Below are 13,302 nucleotides of genomic sequence, written 5' to 3' on the forward strand. Positions count from 1 at the left end.
CGTGCATGGTGGGCGATACCGGGTAGGCGCGGCGCATGATCTCCTCACTTCCGCTCGCGGCTTCCAGCTCCTCGTCCCTCGTCCTGATCGTGGCCGGCGTGGTGGTCGTCGCGCTCCTGATCTCGGCGTTCTGGTACGGAAGCCGGCGTGCCGCGGCCCGCAAGGACCCCGGCGCGCGGTCGGTGGACCAGAGCCCCCCGGCACGCGCCCGGCAGGATTCCTGGCAGACGCCCGACGACCCCGACCAGCCCGCTTCCCCGTGACCGGGAGCAGGTGCGACCGTCATGGCGCGCGACCGTGAGAGCGCCCGCACCCGCCAGCCCTGCCACGAACGCCGTGGCGAGGCCCGGCTCCCGCGATGAGCTGCCGCTGGCGGACTTCCGCTTCTCGCAGGACGAGAACGACGCCGCCGTCGGCGAAGTCTCCGACGGGGCGAGCAAGAGCTCCGACTGGGTACCCGCGCTCATGGACCACCTGTACGTATCCGTCACCAACTCCACCGCCTTCAACCCGACGGACACCATGCCGCTGTCCACGCGGGCGAAGCTTCTGATGGCGGTGCGGAGCGTGGCCGCACTGATGACCTCGCTCCTCGTGATCGCCCGCGCGGTGAGCATCCTGAACTGAGACGAACGGAGACGACCGAGACGACTGAGACGAACCGAACTGAGGCATCCCGATGAAGGAAGTGACCTCCATGCGCATCGCGTTTCTGACCGCTCCGGAAGGCGTCGAGGAGGTCGAGCTCACCGCGCCCTGGAACGCGGTCGAGGCCGCCGGCTGGAACCCGCAGCTCGTATCGACGGAGCCCGGTCGGGTACAGGCGTTCAACCATCTCGACCGGGCCGGGACCTATCCCGTGGACCACCTGCTCGCGGGCGACACCTCGGACGCCTTCGACGCGCTCGTGCTGCCCGGTGGGGTCGCCAATCCGGACGCGCTGCGCATGAACGCACGGGCCGTGGGGTTCGTCGGGAGCTTCTTCGAGGCGGGCAAGCCGGTCGCGGCGATCTGCCACGCGCCGTGGACCCTGGTGGAGGCCGATGTCGTACGCGGCCGCACCCTCACCTCGTGGCCCAGTCTGGCGACCGACATCCGCAACGCGGGAGGCACCTGGGTCGACGAGGAGGTACGGGTGTGCCGCGCGGCCGCGGCGACGCTCGTGACCAGCCGCAAGCCCGACGACCTCGAGGCCTTCTGCGCGACACTGGTGAAGGAGTTCGAGCTCGCGGGGCGGTGACGGCTCCGGCGGACCGGGGCCCCGCGGCCCCGCCTGTGCGTACGGCCCCACCGGGCTCCCGGCGGGGCCGCGCGCTCGTCCGGAACGCGGAGGTGCGTCAGATCGAGCCGACGACCTTGCGCGGGGTGATGCGGACGACGACGCGGGGGTCGTCGTCCTTCGACGCCGGGTTGAAGTCCGCGTAGTCCTTGCCCGTGTACTTGCGCGACAGGTCGTTGATCAGTTCCGGCCCGCCCTCCGTGGTGAGCGTGGCCGAACCGCGCACCTCTGCGTACGTGTACGGCGCGTTGGCCGGGTTGATCATGACCGTGACCCGGGGGTCGGCGCGCAGGTTCTTCTCCTTGCGGCGGCCGACGGTCGTCGAGACGAGCAGGTCGTCGCCGTCCCGGGTGAGCCAGGTGATCGACAGCTGTGGGCTGCCGTCCGGCTGGATCGTGGCCACGGTCGCGAAGACCGGGCTGTCGTCGATGAGCTTCTTCAGGTCGTCGGAGAGTTCGGCGGACACTGAGCGGTTCCTTCCCTCGGCTGACTGCTGCCCCGGACCGACCTGCGTCGGTGGGGATCAGCAAGGGGCAGCCTGCAAAATCACGGCAGCCTCGGCAAGTCGCGGCGAACCGGGAGTGCGCCGCGGGCCGCCGGTCCAGACGCCCCGCTCCGGGGCGTGGCCGGGGCCGTCGCTCCCGGCCCACCCGATCGCGGCGCTTCGGACGTCCACCCGTACGGCCGAATCCGGACACCTCCGCGCACGCACCGCGCACCACCGACGGAGGGCGAGCGCTGTCCCGGCGCCGTTCCGTCCTGCCGCGACCGTGCCACGGGCGTCAGTCACCACCTCCGCAGCCTCCGCCTCCGCCTCCGCCTCCGCCCCCGCAGCCTCCACCACCTCCGCAGGACGAACCGCCCCCACAGCCGCCGCCACCACCGCCGCCACCGCCCCACGAGCCGCCGCGCCTGCGCCGCCTGCCCTTCAGCCAACCCCCACCGGTGCTTCTCGTCGCAGCGACAGCCAGCACGAGCAGGACGAACCCCAGGGCCACAAGGAATTCCATGCGCTCTCCCCCGTCCACCGGTCCGGTCCCATCCGGTCCGTTCCCCGGGGGATCCCCCGCCCTCCCCCGGGGCCAACCCGACTTGAGGAACTCCAGAGCTTCGGGGGAGGCGGTCTTCCCGGCTTCACGCGCGTGCGAGGACGATGGCGGTACGACGCCACGAAGGAGACGCACATGAGGGCACGTACCACGCGCACCCTGCTCGTTGCCGGGACGGTCCTACTGGCCACCCTCGGCTCTCCGGCGACGGCTCAGGCCCTGCCCACGTGCCCGAGCAACGCCATCTGCCTCTGGCGCTTCCAGGACGGAACCGGTGACGCGTACGTGTGGCGCGGCGGTTACGTGGACCTGCCCGCCAAGTTCGTTGACCACGTCGGCTCGTTCCGCGCCAATAGGACCGGGGCCTTCATCGACTGGGCGTCCGGCAAGGACTGCCGCCCGGTCCGGGTCGGCGACTACGCCTCCAACTACCAGGGACGGTTCGGCGGGAAGATGGACGCGGTCGGCAACAACTGCTGACCTCCCCGCTCCGGTTTCCCCCTACGAGTCTCGCGACGGAACGGCACGGCACCGCACAGCACGCGGAAACACCGGCCGGACCAACTCGGCAACCGGTGACATGAGTTCCCCGGAACGGGAAATCCGCGGGGTATGACACACACCGCGCACCCCCGCCGTGATGACGGAACCGCACGCACGGACGCCGGCAAGGCCCCGGGCGCGGGACCGAACGAGCAGGTCGAACACACCGGGCCGGTCAAGAAGCATGCTCCCGACAAACCCTCCGGGCTGCCGGGACGGCAGTGGTGGGCCGTGCTGCGCGGGACGGTCGGGGAGTTCATCGACGACGAGCTGAGCGACCGCGCCGCGGCGCTGACCTACTTCGGGGTTCTGGCGGTCTTTCCCGCGCTCCTGGTCCTCGTGTCCCTGCTTGGGATCGCCGGTGAGTCGACGACCACGAGGGTACTGGCGAACCTCCAGCAGTTGGCTCCCGGGTCCGCCCGGGACGTGATCACCGACGCGGTCACCCAGTTGCAAGGGCAGAGCGGCGTCGGATCACTGCTGGCGGTCGTCGGCCTGGCCGTCGCCCTCTGGTCCGCCTCCGGCTATGTCGCCGCGTTCATCCGCGCCTCGAACGCCGTCTACGACATGCCCGAGGGCCGGCCGGTGTGGAAGACCCTGCCCCTGCGCTTGGCGCTCACCCTGGCGTTGATGGTCCTCTCCGCGGCCAGTGCGCTGATCGTGGTCTTCACCGGCGGTCTGGCGCGGCAGACGGGCGCCGCCCTCGGAATCGGTGACGGTGCGCTGACGGTGTGGTCGGTCGCCAAATGGCCGGTCCTGGTGCTCCTCGTCACGACCATGATCGCGCTCCTGTACTGGGCCGCGCCGAACGCCAAGGGCCGGGGGTGGAAGTGGGTGACGCCGGGCAGCGTCCTGGCCCTGGTGGTCTGGCTGGCCGCCTCCGCCGGCTTCGCGTTCTACGTCGCCGACTTCGCCTCCTACAACAAGACGTACGGCACCGTCGCGGGCGTCGTCGTCTTCCTGGTCTGGCTGTGGATCACCAACCTCGCCATCCTCCTCGGGTTGGAGTTCGACTCCGAGCTGGCCCGCCAGCGTGCGATCGCCGGCGGGCTGCCCAAGGACCGGGAACCCTACGTCGAGCCCCGCGACACCCGTACTTGGAGCGACGCGGAACGCCGCCGGATGGAGTGAGCTCCGGCCTCTCGCGGCTGCGCGTCCTCCTCCGTGAATCAGCGCCGGGGCCGCTCCGGATGCCCGGGATGCGACGCTGCGGCGCTCACCGGGTCACGAGCGGGCGAGGCTCAGGTATGAAGGCGGCTGTTGGGGCCTTCCTGTTCGCCGACGCTTTCGTCGTTGAACCAGTAGTCGCCGGCGGCCAGGTAGCGGAACGAGTGGGTGCTCCTGCTCGCCAGTTCGACCGTGACGGCCCGTTTGCCGTCCTTGCGCGCCTTGAGGGTATGGATCCCCGGCTGCCAGTCGTTGAAGTCCCCCACCACGCTGACCGACCCGGGCGGGGCGTCGGCGGGAAGGACGAAGGTGACCTCGGTGCGGTCGTTGCGCGGCGTGCGCTCCAGCATGGGCGTGCTCCTGACGGCGGCGGCCAGCGGACGGGGTACGAGGCCATCGTCGGAGACGGAGGGAGCCGGCGCACGTCGGCGCCGCCACCCGGGCCGGCGGACCACTTCCACCACAGCCGGTTACCAAATGATGCGGAGTGTCACTTTGCGTGTCAGCGTGGTGGGGAGGAAACCTTCCATCCCACGCCACAGAGGAGTCGCCGTCATGGGCGGTAAGCAGGACAAGCGCCAGGAGCCGGGCAAGAGCCGCGAGGAGCAGGAGCGTCCGCGCTCCGGCCAGGACCCCGTTCACCCCGGCGCCGGCCAGGAAGGCGCCCGCGGGAAGAGCCCCGAGGAACTCAAGCGCCGCGGCCAGGACGAGATGAGCCGCGAGCGCGACGAGGACACAACGCTCGACGAAGAGCTCTGACCTCAGAGCCGTCGCGCCCACGCACGCAGGACCCCGGCCGGGGACCGTAGTCACCATCACCCGGCCGGGTCCTGTCATGTTCCCGCACTGCCCCGGCCGCCAGTCCTTCGCCGGAGTGCCGTGCCTCCATCAGGTGGATACCCTGGGAGTTGTGATCGAGTCTGGACCGCCGCGGCGCCGTGGGCGCCGAGGCAAGGGGAGACTTGTGCGGCTGTCGCCGGTCATCCTGACCGTCGTCATCGCCGGCCTGGCCTACAGCACGCCGCCGGACATGGCCTTCAGCCGCCTCCTTCCCGCGGCGCCGGCCCTGGCCGCCGCCATGTGGCCGGTCCTGCCCACCGTCCTGCTCGGGACGGTCTGCCTCCTTCTGATGATCGGCCTCGGCCTGGTTTTCCCCGATCTGGGAACGTGGTGGACGGCCGCGGGAATCATCGCGGTCACCGTGGCCGCCGCGTACGGAAGCCATGTCCGGCTCCAGCGGGAGCGCACCCTCTTCCAGGTAAGGCTCGTCGCCGACGCCGCGCAGCAGGTAGTGCTGAGCCCCATGCCACGCCGCCTGGGCAACGTGGAGATCGAGTCGCTGTACCTCGCGGCCGCGGCGGAGGCCCGCATCGGCGGGGATTTCTACGAGGTGGTCGACACGCCTTACGGGATCAGGCTGCTCATCGGTGACGTACGGGGCAAGGGCTTGCCGGCAGTGGGGGCGGCCGCGGCGATCGTCAACGCCTTCCGGGAGGCGGCCTACGGCGAGATCGACATGGTCGACATCGCACGCAGGCTGGACGCCAGCAGCACCCGTTACAACGCCGCGTTTCCCCCCGACGGGGCGATGGAGCGCTTCGCCACGGCCCTTCTCGTCCAGATCCCGCACGAGGGCAGACGTATCGACATCCTCAACTGCGGACACCCGCCGCCGCTGCTCCTGAGCCGCAGGAAACTCCGTGTCCTGGAGTCCGCCACTCCCTCGCCGCTGATCAGCCTCGCGGAGCTCATCGGCGATCACTACAACGTCGACACCTACGATTTCGCCCCCGGCGACCTGATGCTCCTCTACACGGACGGGATCGCCGAGGCGCGTGCCCGCGACGGCGAGTTCTTCCCACTGGCGGCCTGGATGCGTCGACAGCCGCCGACACCGCCCCGCGAGCTGCTCACGGCTCTTCACCGCGATCTGCTGCGCTACAGCAGAGGACGCCTCGACGACGACGTCGCCGCCCTCGCCGTACGCCTGTGCGAGCCCTGACGGCGGCGTCCGACGAAGACCTCCCCGCCGACCTGGCGGGCCACTGCGACCCGGTGCTCCCCGCCGGCCCGCCGGCTCAGTGTTCCGGCAGCGACTGCTCGGACCAGATGATCTTCCCGGCGGGCGTGTAACGGGTGCCCCATCTGCCGCCGATTTGAGCCACCAGGAAGAGCCCGCGACCCCCTTCGTCCGTGGTCGCGGCGTACCGCAGGTGCGGTGAGGTACTGCTGCTGTCGGAGACTTCGCAGGTCAGCAGCCTGCCGTCGTTCAGCAGCCGGACGCGGACCGGTGCGCCGCCGTGCCGGATGGCGTTCGTGACGAGTTCGCTGAGAACGAGTTCCGTACCGAATGCGAGCTCGGACAGGCCCCATTCCTCGAGCTTCTCCACGGCGCGGGCCCGCACGACCCCCACGGAAGTCGGCTCGAACGGCACCTCCCAGTCGGCGATGCGGTCCGCGCCCAGCGCGTGCGTCTGCGCGATGAGGACGGCCACGTCGTCCCTCGGGCGCACCGGCATCAGCTCCTTCAGGACCGCCCGGCAGGTCTCCTGTGGCCCCCGGCCGGGGTGGGAGAGTACCGAACGGAGCAGCTCGAGCCCCTCGTCGATGTCGCGGCCCGGGTCCTCGATCAGGCCGTCGGTGTACAGCACCAGCTGCGAGCCCTCGCTCAGGTCCAGCTCCGCCGACTCGAAGGGGAACCCGCCCAGCCCCAAGGGGGCGCCCGCGGGCAGGTCGGGCATCTCCGCCGACCCGTCGGGACGCACCACGAACGGTGGCATGTGCCCCGCGCGGGCCACCGTGCACCGCTGGGTCACCGCGTCGTACACGGCGTACAGGCAGGTCGCTCCGATCAGTCCGGCATCGGTGGCACCGCCTTCCCCGCTCTGGTCGATGTACTGGACGAGGTCGTCGAGGCGGGCCAGGAGCTCTTCGGGAGGAAGGTCCAGGGACGAGAAGTTGAGAACGGCCGTACGTAGCTGGCCCATGGTGGCCGCAGCGCGCAGGCCGTGGCCGACGACGTCGCCCACGACCAGGGCGACCCGGCTGCCGGGAAGCGGAATCACGTCGAACCAGTCGCCGCCGACCCCGGAGTGGGCGGGCAGGTAGTAGTGCGCCACCTCCACCGAGCTCTGTTCGGGCAGCTCACGCGGCAGCAGGCTGTGCTGGAGCGTCACGGCCAGGGCGTGCTCGCGGGTGTAGCGGCGGGCGTTGTCGATGGTGACGCCCGCCCGTGCGACGAGCTCCTCGGCGAGCGAGAGGTCCTCCTCGGTGAACGGTTCCGGCTTGCGCGAGCGCCAGAAGCTGGCCACGCCGAGCGTGACCCCGCGGGCCGTGAGCGGAGCCGTGATCAGGGAGTGGATCCCGAAGTCGATGATCTCCTGGGCCCACCGCGGATGCTGGGCGTACCAGCCGGGCGCGTCGGAGAGGACGGGCACCACTTCGGCCCGGCCGCTGTCGAGGCCGTGTGCCGCCTGCGGTGCGGAGGGAAGGAAGCCGACCGGACTGCCGAGCGGATAGAAGGGCGAGTCGTCGCGGATGCCGCTGACCCCGGTACGGCGCAGATGGGCGTCCGCAGTGGGCTCGTCGCCGTGGAGCACGGGCTCGGCCAGGTCCACGGTCACGAAGTCCGCGAAGCGCGGTACGGCGACATCGGCGAGCTCCTGGGCCGTCCGCTCCACGCCGAGGGTGGTGCCGATGCCGGTGCCGGCGTCGTACAGCAGCCTCAGCCGCCTGTGGGCCGCGTCGGCCCGGGCGCTGAGGACGCGTATCTCGGTGGAGTCACGGATGGTGACGGCCGCCCCTTCGGGTTCGCCGCCGCCGGCCCGGGTCGGCCTCTGGCTGATCACCAGCAGCCTGTCTCCGGCCTCGTGCACCTCGTCGGTGGCCTCCCGACCGGACAGCAGGAGAGCGGACACCTGCCGGTCGAGCCCGGGCAGATCCCGGATGAGCATCCCTTCGGCATCCGGGGGAAGCCGGAGAAGGCGCTTCGCCTCGTCGTTCGCGAGCAGGAGCCGGCCCGCGCCATCGGTGATCAGTACCCCTTCGCGCACGGAGTGCAGCACCGCGTCGTGGTGCTCGTACATCCGTGTCATCTCCAGAGGCCCGAGCCCGTGGGTCTGGCGCCGGAGGCGTCTGCTGATCAGCGCCGCGCCCCCGGTGGCCAGTGCGAGGCCGGCCGCGCTGACGCCGAGGATCACGGGGAGCTGCCGGTCGACCACTCCGGTGAGGTTCTTCACGGTGAGGCCGGCGGACACCAGCGCCACGACCTGGCCGTCCTCCGAGAACACCGGCACCACGGCCTGGATCTCATTGCCCAGCGGACCTTCGACGCTCTCCGTGTACACGTGGCCGGCGAGCGAGGGCGCGATCGTCCCCACGAACCGCTTGCCGATCCGATCGGGGAGGGGGTGGGTGTAGCGGATCCCCTGGGTGTCCATCACCACGATGAAATCCACCCCGGCGGCCTTGCGCGTCGCCTCGGCGAGTGGCTGGAGGACCGCGGAGGGATCGGGTGAGCGCAGGGCTTCCCGCAGCCCGAGCGAGCGCGCGAAGGTCTCGGCGACGGCCACGGACCGGGTGCGGGCCTCGCGGTCGATGTCGTGGCGCGACTGGAGCACCAGCGCCAGCACCGCACCGGCGGCGAGCAGCACCACGACCGCCACCTGGAGGACGAACACCTGCCGGGCGACGCTTCGCGGGCGATTCCCGTTCAGTGACCGCACCGACGTCCCCGGTACGGGTTACAAGGAGAGGTCACAAACCAGTTGTAGCATTGTCGGCCGCCCGTGGTGGGGTGTGAGGGCAATGAATGGCGAGGTGCCTGCCCGTCCGGTGACCACGGCACCTGCCTGTCCGCAGCGTCTTCCTGGCCGGCCTCGCAGTCATGATCGGGCTGAGTGCGGCGATGTTCGCTGGTCAGTGCGGGGGCAGAACCCTGATGCCCACAGCCCCCGCCCGCGTGGTCACGCCACGGAGTCGATCTCGTCGGCACACACATCCTGAATGATCTTCAAGTCGATCAGGACCTGCCGCCTCCTGCCCTGATCGCCGGGCAGATCCTGGCCGATCCCGTCCACTGCCTCACCGATCGCGGCGGTGACCGCCTTCGGGGCGAAACGGGTCCCAAGGCTGTAGCCCGTGTCCGCTCGGGTGCGCAGGTCCCGCTCCACCGCGTCCCAGGCGGCCAGGACCGCTGACCGCTGGTCCACCACGTCCCCACCAGGTGGCCTTTCCAGAGCTCGGATCAAGACCTGGATGTCCCTGTGGGTCTGCGTGCACAGCCTTCGGTAGCGAGTCCACATCTTGTGCGTCGCCACCACCATGGCGACGGCGATCGTGAGGGTCAGAGCGGGGAGGGACTTGACACTGTCGTGAGCGAACCTGGCGAGGACGGTGTAGAGCAGCACCGCCACGCCGCAGAATCCGCTGAAGTTCGCCAGCGTACGGCCGACCATGGCGCGGAAGACGCGCGCCGCAAGCCGCTGAAGCTGGTCCTCCTTCGGCTCGATCCAGCGGGTGAAAGGGGGGAACAGGAAGGTCAACGCGAGCATCGTCACGGCGTCCCTGCCGTGCTCGAACAGCCGCTCCGGGGCAGCCGCGATCCGCTCGGGGAGAAAGAACGGATGGACCGCAAACCTGAATGCGATGAGCCCCCATGCCGCCACCTTCAGCTTTCCCCAGCGGCTTACCAACTGGGGTGTCCGGAACGCGATTTTCAGCCGGCCGCTCACCCGCCCGGACAGGTGCCGTCCTTGCCCGAACCCTTCCCACGCACGACGCCCGCGCACCACGATCACAAGCCCGCAGACGAAGAGGGCGGCACCCGGCCACCGGTCGGGGGTGCTGGCCATCGAGTTGCCCCAGCCACCGAGGACAGCCCCGGCAGGTACGTACGCGCGCCTCCAGTGGGTGCGAGCCGCAAGCGTCCAAGACCAGATCGACATAGCCGCATCGTCCTGTCGGCCTGGTGCCCGCGAGTACGACTTGACGCAGATCAGAGGTTGGACTTCTCGCGGCTGGTGGCACGGCCGGTCCTGACACCCCTGTGGGGAGAAGCCTCGAGGTTCCTCGCCACGAAATCCGGCCCAGGCCCGCCCTGGCCGCGGTTGCGACGGAGTCCCGCCGTCGCCCGCCCCGCCCCGCCCCGGTCGCGGGACAGCGGTGGACCGGGGCGGGGCGGTTGCTCGGTGAGCGCTACGGCTTGAGCAGCTCGCACATGGCGTTCTGGGCGCCCTCCAACAGCTTCCGCTTTCCGGCGCTCTCATCGAGGTTCAGACCGTGGTGCTCGTTCGCTGCGTAGAACACCTGCTTGGTGCCGTCCTCGCTGGCGAACCACCTGCTGTGGTAGCCGATCATGTCCCCGCCGTGCGACCAGACGAACGGGCCTGTGCCGTCCGCACACTGGAGCTGCCAGTGGGTGACACCCAGGCCGTACTGGTTGAGGGTTCCCGCCCCGATCGGCACGCCGGTCTTCCATTCGGCCAGCTGGGCCGGCGGCAGCACCTGCCCCTGCAGGAGCGCCCGTTCGAAGGTGATCTGGTCCTGGAGGGTGGAGATCATCGCGCCGGCAGAGCCGAACAGTTCGACGTTGGAGCGGGTCGCGTCCGCGATCGGGGGCTGGTAACCGAACCACACCGGCGGCCACATCCAGCCGCGGAGGAAGTTGCCGTAGATGTCCACGGACGATTCCGGGTAGCTCGTGCCGGTCAGGTTCAACGGGGTGATGATGCGGTTGGTGACCTCCACCGACGGGGAGTTGCCGGTGACCGCCTGGATGATCATTCCGGCGAGCACGTAGTTCGTGTTCGCATACTCGTACGTCCTGGGAAGCGGCTTCGGCGGCCTCTGGGCCAAGGCCGTGTCGACGAGCTGCTGAGGCGTGTAATGCGTGTTGACGTTGCGCATCAGGTAGTAGTCGAGGTTGTAGGCGGGCATGTAGTCCGTCAGCCCCGAGTTCTGGTTGAGCAGTTCCCGGACGGTGATGGTGTTGCCGTCGTAGCCGTTCGCCTTGACCGCGTTCGGCAGCCACTTGGCGACCGTGTCGCTCAGCGACAGCTTGCCCTCGGCCTCCAGTTGGAGGACGACCGCGGCGGTGAACGTCTTGGTGTTGCTGGCGATCCGGAACTTCGCGGCCGGGTCCAACGGGGTCGACGAACCCCGCACGTTCGAACCGGCGGTGACATAGGTCTTCGATCCCCCGTCGACTATCGCGGCCATGACCCCCGGATACCCGAGCTGTACCCCGGTGTTGGCTGCGTTCTGGAAGTGCTGGGCCGGGGTGTTCCCAGCCGTGTTCGACGATGCGTTCGACACCTGTGTGGTGCCGGCCAGGACGGCCAGGCCGACCGCCGCACCGAACAAGGGCGTGCGGAATCTGCGCATACGGGCTCCCGTGGATGCTGCCCGGCCCGGGTGCCGGGCCGGGCGAGGGTGTGGAGGTGCGGGAAGAGGCAGGATCGGGCGCGCTCGCTGCCGGCGGGCCCTTCGGAGCGCCGATCCGGGCCCGCCGGGCGGCCACTTGAGCTGCTGAACGGTTCCCCCTGTCCGCACCGCACGCGATACCCGCCGATGCCATCGGCAGGTGCGGCGCGTGCATGTGCTGCACCTCCCGGGACGGATCGGAGTGGACACTCCGGACGCGTGACAGTACGCGGGCTGAGCAGCCCTGGCTTGGAGAAAATTGACCTCACCGTCGAGCGCCGGGGAAGGACGCATGGCCGACGCACGCCTCCCCCGCGCCCGGAATGCGGGCGGGAGCGGCCCGGGTATCGCGATGCCTTTGGCGGGAGGGTTGGGCGACGGCGCCCGTGGAATCCCTCGACACGCTGGCGCCGACGGCCTGCGCGTCGGCCTGAGGTCGCGGCAAGCTGCTGGACGTCATGTTCACCAGGGACTCGGACGCCGGCTTCGAGGCAGCGGGGTCGCGGTCACCTCCTGCTGCCTCGGCCTCGACGGCCGGCCCTGCTCGCTCTACGACCGCCGACCGCCTGACGAGATCCGGGACGTTCTCGCGGGCGTCAACCGGAAAGGGCCTGCGCGAACGCACCGGCGCTCTGCGACACCCCGCTGCAGTTCGTCGCCGCGTCGTCCGACGAGGTGTCACCGTCCTCGCACTGCTGGTCACGGAAGGTCGACCACATCGACACCCAGGCAAGGCCCTTGCCCTCGGAGAAGGACCGGACCTGGGCCGCGTCGGAGAGGGTGAACGTCTCGCCGGCGATGTCGTTGTCGCCGATCATCGAGGTGAGCGCGAGACCGTGCCAGGCGTCGTCCGAGGAGAGCGCGAAGACATCCTGAAGTTGATCGTGAGCGGCCTGGGCGGAGGCGATCGCGTAGTCCCCCATGTCTCCCGTGTACGTGGTGCCGTAGTTCATCGTCATGACGTTGACGGTGGACACTTTCACGCCGTGGTCGTTGGCGGAATGCAGGAGTGCCAGGCTGTCCGCGTCGAGACCTGAGGGCATGACCGGCAGGGTGTAGGAGACCGTCAGACCGGTGCGCTCCCGCTGGAGCAGCGCGATGGCCTCGGAGCGCTTGGCGACCGCGCCGGTGTCCGTGAGGGCGTCGCCTTCGATGTCGAAGTCGGCCCGCGTCGCACCGACGGCGTCGAGCGCCGCAGCGTAGGCCCTGGCCAACCCGGAGGCGCTGTCGCAGGCCGCCGCGAGCTCCGTACCGGCGGCGCCGCCGAAGGAGACGCGCACGGCGGCGCCCGATGACGTCAGCGCTGCGATCCGGGACTTCACCGCCGGGTCGGCGATGTCACGGCCCCCGTCCCACTTCGGCGTGCAGCCGCTGCCGTCCGAGATGACGAAGGCCAGGTTGTACGCGGACGGGGAGCCGGAGGTGTCGGTGGCGGATGCCGTGGTGGCGCTGACGTAGGGGGCGTAGGACGTACCGGGCACCGCCGCCGTCGGCGTCGAGGGCGACGCGTTGGACCGGGTCGATCCGGTCCCGCCCGAGGAACATCCGGCACAGGTCAGGGCCGCCAGACAGGCGAGCCCCACGACCGCCCTCAGGAATTTCGGCATTTCAGACACTCCCGCTCTCACGATTTCCACATCAAGCCGGAAGCACATTGTGTTTCCGAAATGCAAATGTCTCACACGAAGCCGAATTCCCCCGAACCGAAAAAGCACAGGCGGCTCACAGGAACGGGACTTGCTCAGGGATTGCACAGGTTGAGTCGTTATTCATAGGCGCTTCACAGGAGCGTCAGGGTTCTGCCCCAAGAAGTATCTTTAACCTTCAGAAATGCATTCCGAG

The 13,302-nt window shown here is 69.9% G+C and carries 13 protein-coding genes; 7 read left to right on the plus strand and 6 right to left on the minus strand.

Translation table 11 applies throughout. From position 1 onward, the window contains the following. Positions 1-35: 35 nt before the first annotated feature. From OG389_RS03240 to OG389_RS03250, 3 genes are all read left to right on the plus strand, one after another. On the plus strand, positions 36-263 hold the full coding sequence (locus OG389_RS03240) for a DUF6479 family protein (RefSeq protein ID WP_328296923.1): 228 nt from the start codon (positions 36-38) through the stop codon (positions 261-263). Between the two features lie 34 nt (positions 264-297). Then, positions 298-627 (plus strand): hypothetical protein, encoded by a 330-nt coding sequence (locus OG389_RS03245; protein WP_328296924.1) that lies wholly within the window; start codon positions 298-300, stop codon positions 625-627. Positions 628-697: 70 nt separating this feature from the next. After that, positions 698-1,240, plus strand: coding sequence for a type 1 glutamine amidotransferase domain-containing protein (locus tag OG389_RS03250; protein WP_328296925.1), 543 nt, complete (start codon positions 698-700; stop codon positions 1,238-1,240). A 97-nt stretch (positions 1,241-1,337) separates the two neighbouring features. Here OG389_RS03250 and OG389_RS03255 read toward each other — a convergent pair whose 3' ends face one another. Then, a complete protein-coding gene (locus OG389_RS03255) occupies positions 1,338-1,745 on the minus strand; it encodes a PPOX class F420-dependent oxidoreductase (protein WP_328296926.1) in 408 nt (135 codons plus the stop codon). Positions 1,746-2,463: 718 nt separating this feature from the next. Between OG389_RS03255 and OG389_RS03260 the strand changes: the two genes are divergently transcribed. Continuing rightward, positions 2,464-2,808 (plus strand): peptidase inhibitor family I36 protein, encoded by a 345-nt coding sequence (locus OG389_RS03260; RefSeq protein ID WP_328296927.1) that lies wholly within the window; start codon positions 2,464-2,466, stop codon positions 2,806-2,808. Between the two features lie 132 nt (positions 2,809-2,940). Continuing rightward, positions 2,941-4,002 carry a YihY/virulence factor BrkB family protein gene (locus OG389_RS03265; RefSeq protein WP_328296928.1) on the plus strand — a complete coding sequence of 354 codons (1,062 nt, stop codon included), beginning with the start codon at positions 2,941-2,943 and terminating at the stop codon, positions 4,000-4,002. 110 nt (positions 4,003-4,112) lie between these two features. Here OG389_RS03265 and OG389_RS03270 read toward each other — a convergent pair whose 3' ends face one another. Further along, a complete protein-coding gene (locus OG389_RS03270) occupies positions 4,113-4,388 on the minus strand; it encodes an isoamylase early set domain-containing protein (RefSeq protein ID WP_328296929.1) in 276 nt (91 codons plus the stop codon). Between the two features lie 205 nt (positions 4,389-4,593). Here OG389_RS03270 and OG389_RS03275 point away from each other — a divergent pair, with 205 nt between their 5' ends. Then, positions 4,594-4,797 (plus strand): hypothetical protein, encoded by a 204-nt coding sequence (locus OG389_RS03275; protein ID WP_328296930.1) that lies wholly within the window; start codon positions 4,594-4,596, stop codon positions 4,795-4,797. Between the two features lie 205 nt (positions 4,798-5,002). Then, positions 5,003-6,040: a PP2C family protein-serine/threonine phosphatase gene (locus OG389_RS03280; RefSeq protein WP_328296931.1), complete on the plus strand. Its 1,038-nt coding sequence runs from the start codon at positions 5,003-5,005 to the stop codon at positions 6,038-6,040. Positions 6,041-6,116: 76 nt separating this feature from the next. On the opposite strand, the gene OG389_RS03285 is transcribed toward OG389_RS03280, so the two are convergent. The 4 genes from OG389_RS03285 to OG389_RS03300 form a co-directional block, all read right to left on the minus strand. After that, positions 6,117-8,717, minus strand: a complete 2,601-nt coding sequence (locus tag OG389_RS03285; RefSeq protein WP_328296932.1) for a SpoIIE family protein phosphatase — start codon at positions 8,715-8,717, stop codon at positions 6,117-6,119. Positions 8,718-9,002: 285 nt separating this feature from the next. After that, the gene (locus tag OG389_RS03290; RefSeq protein ID WP_328296933.1) at positions 9,003-9,890 is read right to left on the minus strand and encodes a hypothetical protein; all 888 of its coding nucleotides are present in this window, start codon (positions 9,888-9,890) and stop codon (positions 9,003-9,005) included. Between the two features lie 343 nt (positions 9,891-10,233). Next, positions 10,234-11,421, minus strand: coding sequence for a serine hydrolase domain-containing protein (locus OG389_RS03295; protein ID WP_328296934.1), 1,188 nt, complete (start codon positions 11,419-11,421; stop codon positions 10,234-10,236). 635 nt (positions 11,422-12,056) lie between these two features. Then, positions 12,057-13,067: a chitinase gene (locus OG389_RS03300; protein ID WP_328296935.1), complete on the minus strand. Its 1,011-nt coding sequence runs from the start codon at positions 13,065-13,067 to the stop codon at positions 12,057-12,059. Positions 13,068-13,302: the final 235 nt, after the last annotated feature.

The organism is Streptomyces sp. NBC_00435, from assembly GCF_036014235.1.
Taxonomy (GTDB): domain Bacteria; phylum Actinomycetota; class Actinomycetes; order Streptomycetales; family Streptomycetaceae; genus Streptomyces.

Bases quoted from the DNA above. Each gene is read 5' to 3' on its own strand.
- OG389_RS03265 (WP_328296928.1), top strand. From the start codon at position 2,941: ATGACACACACCGCGCACCCCCGCCGTGATGACGGAACCGCACGCACG.
- OG389_RS03290 (WP_328296933.1), bottom strand. From the start codon at position 9,890: ATGGCCAGCACCCCCGACCGGTGGCCGGGTGCCGCCCTCTTCGTCTGC.
- OG389_RS03300 (WP_328296935.1), bottom strand. From the start codon at position 13,067: ATGCCGAAATTCCTGAGGGCGGTCGTGGGGCTCGCCTGTCTGGCGGCC.
- OG389_RS03295 (WP_328296934.1), bottom strand. From the start codon at position 11,421: ATGCGCAGATTCCGCACGCCCTTGTTCGGTGCGGCGGTCGGCCTGGCC.
- OG389_RS03275 (WP_328296930.1), top strand. From the start codon at position 4,594: ATGGGCGGTAAGCAGGACAAGCGCCAGGAGCCGGGCAAGAGCCGCGAG.
- OG389_RS03260 (WP_328296927.1), top strand. From the start codon at position 2,464: ATGAGGGCACGTACCACGCGCACCCTGCTCGTTGCCGGGACGGTCCTA.
- OG389_RS03270 (WP_328296929.1), bottom strand. From the start codon at position 4,388: ATGCTGGAGCGCACGCCGCGCAACGACCGCACCGAGGTCACCTTCGTC.
- OG389_RS03250 (WP_328296925.1), top strand. From the start codon at position 698: ATGCGCATCGCGTTTCTGACCGCTCCGGAAGGCGTCGAGGAGGTCGAG.
- OG389_RS03240 (WP_328296923.1), top strand. From the start codon at position 36: ATGATCTCCTCACTTCCGCTCGCGGCTTCCAGCTCCTCGTCCCTCGTC.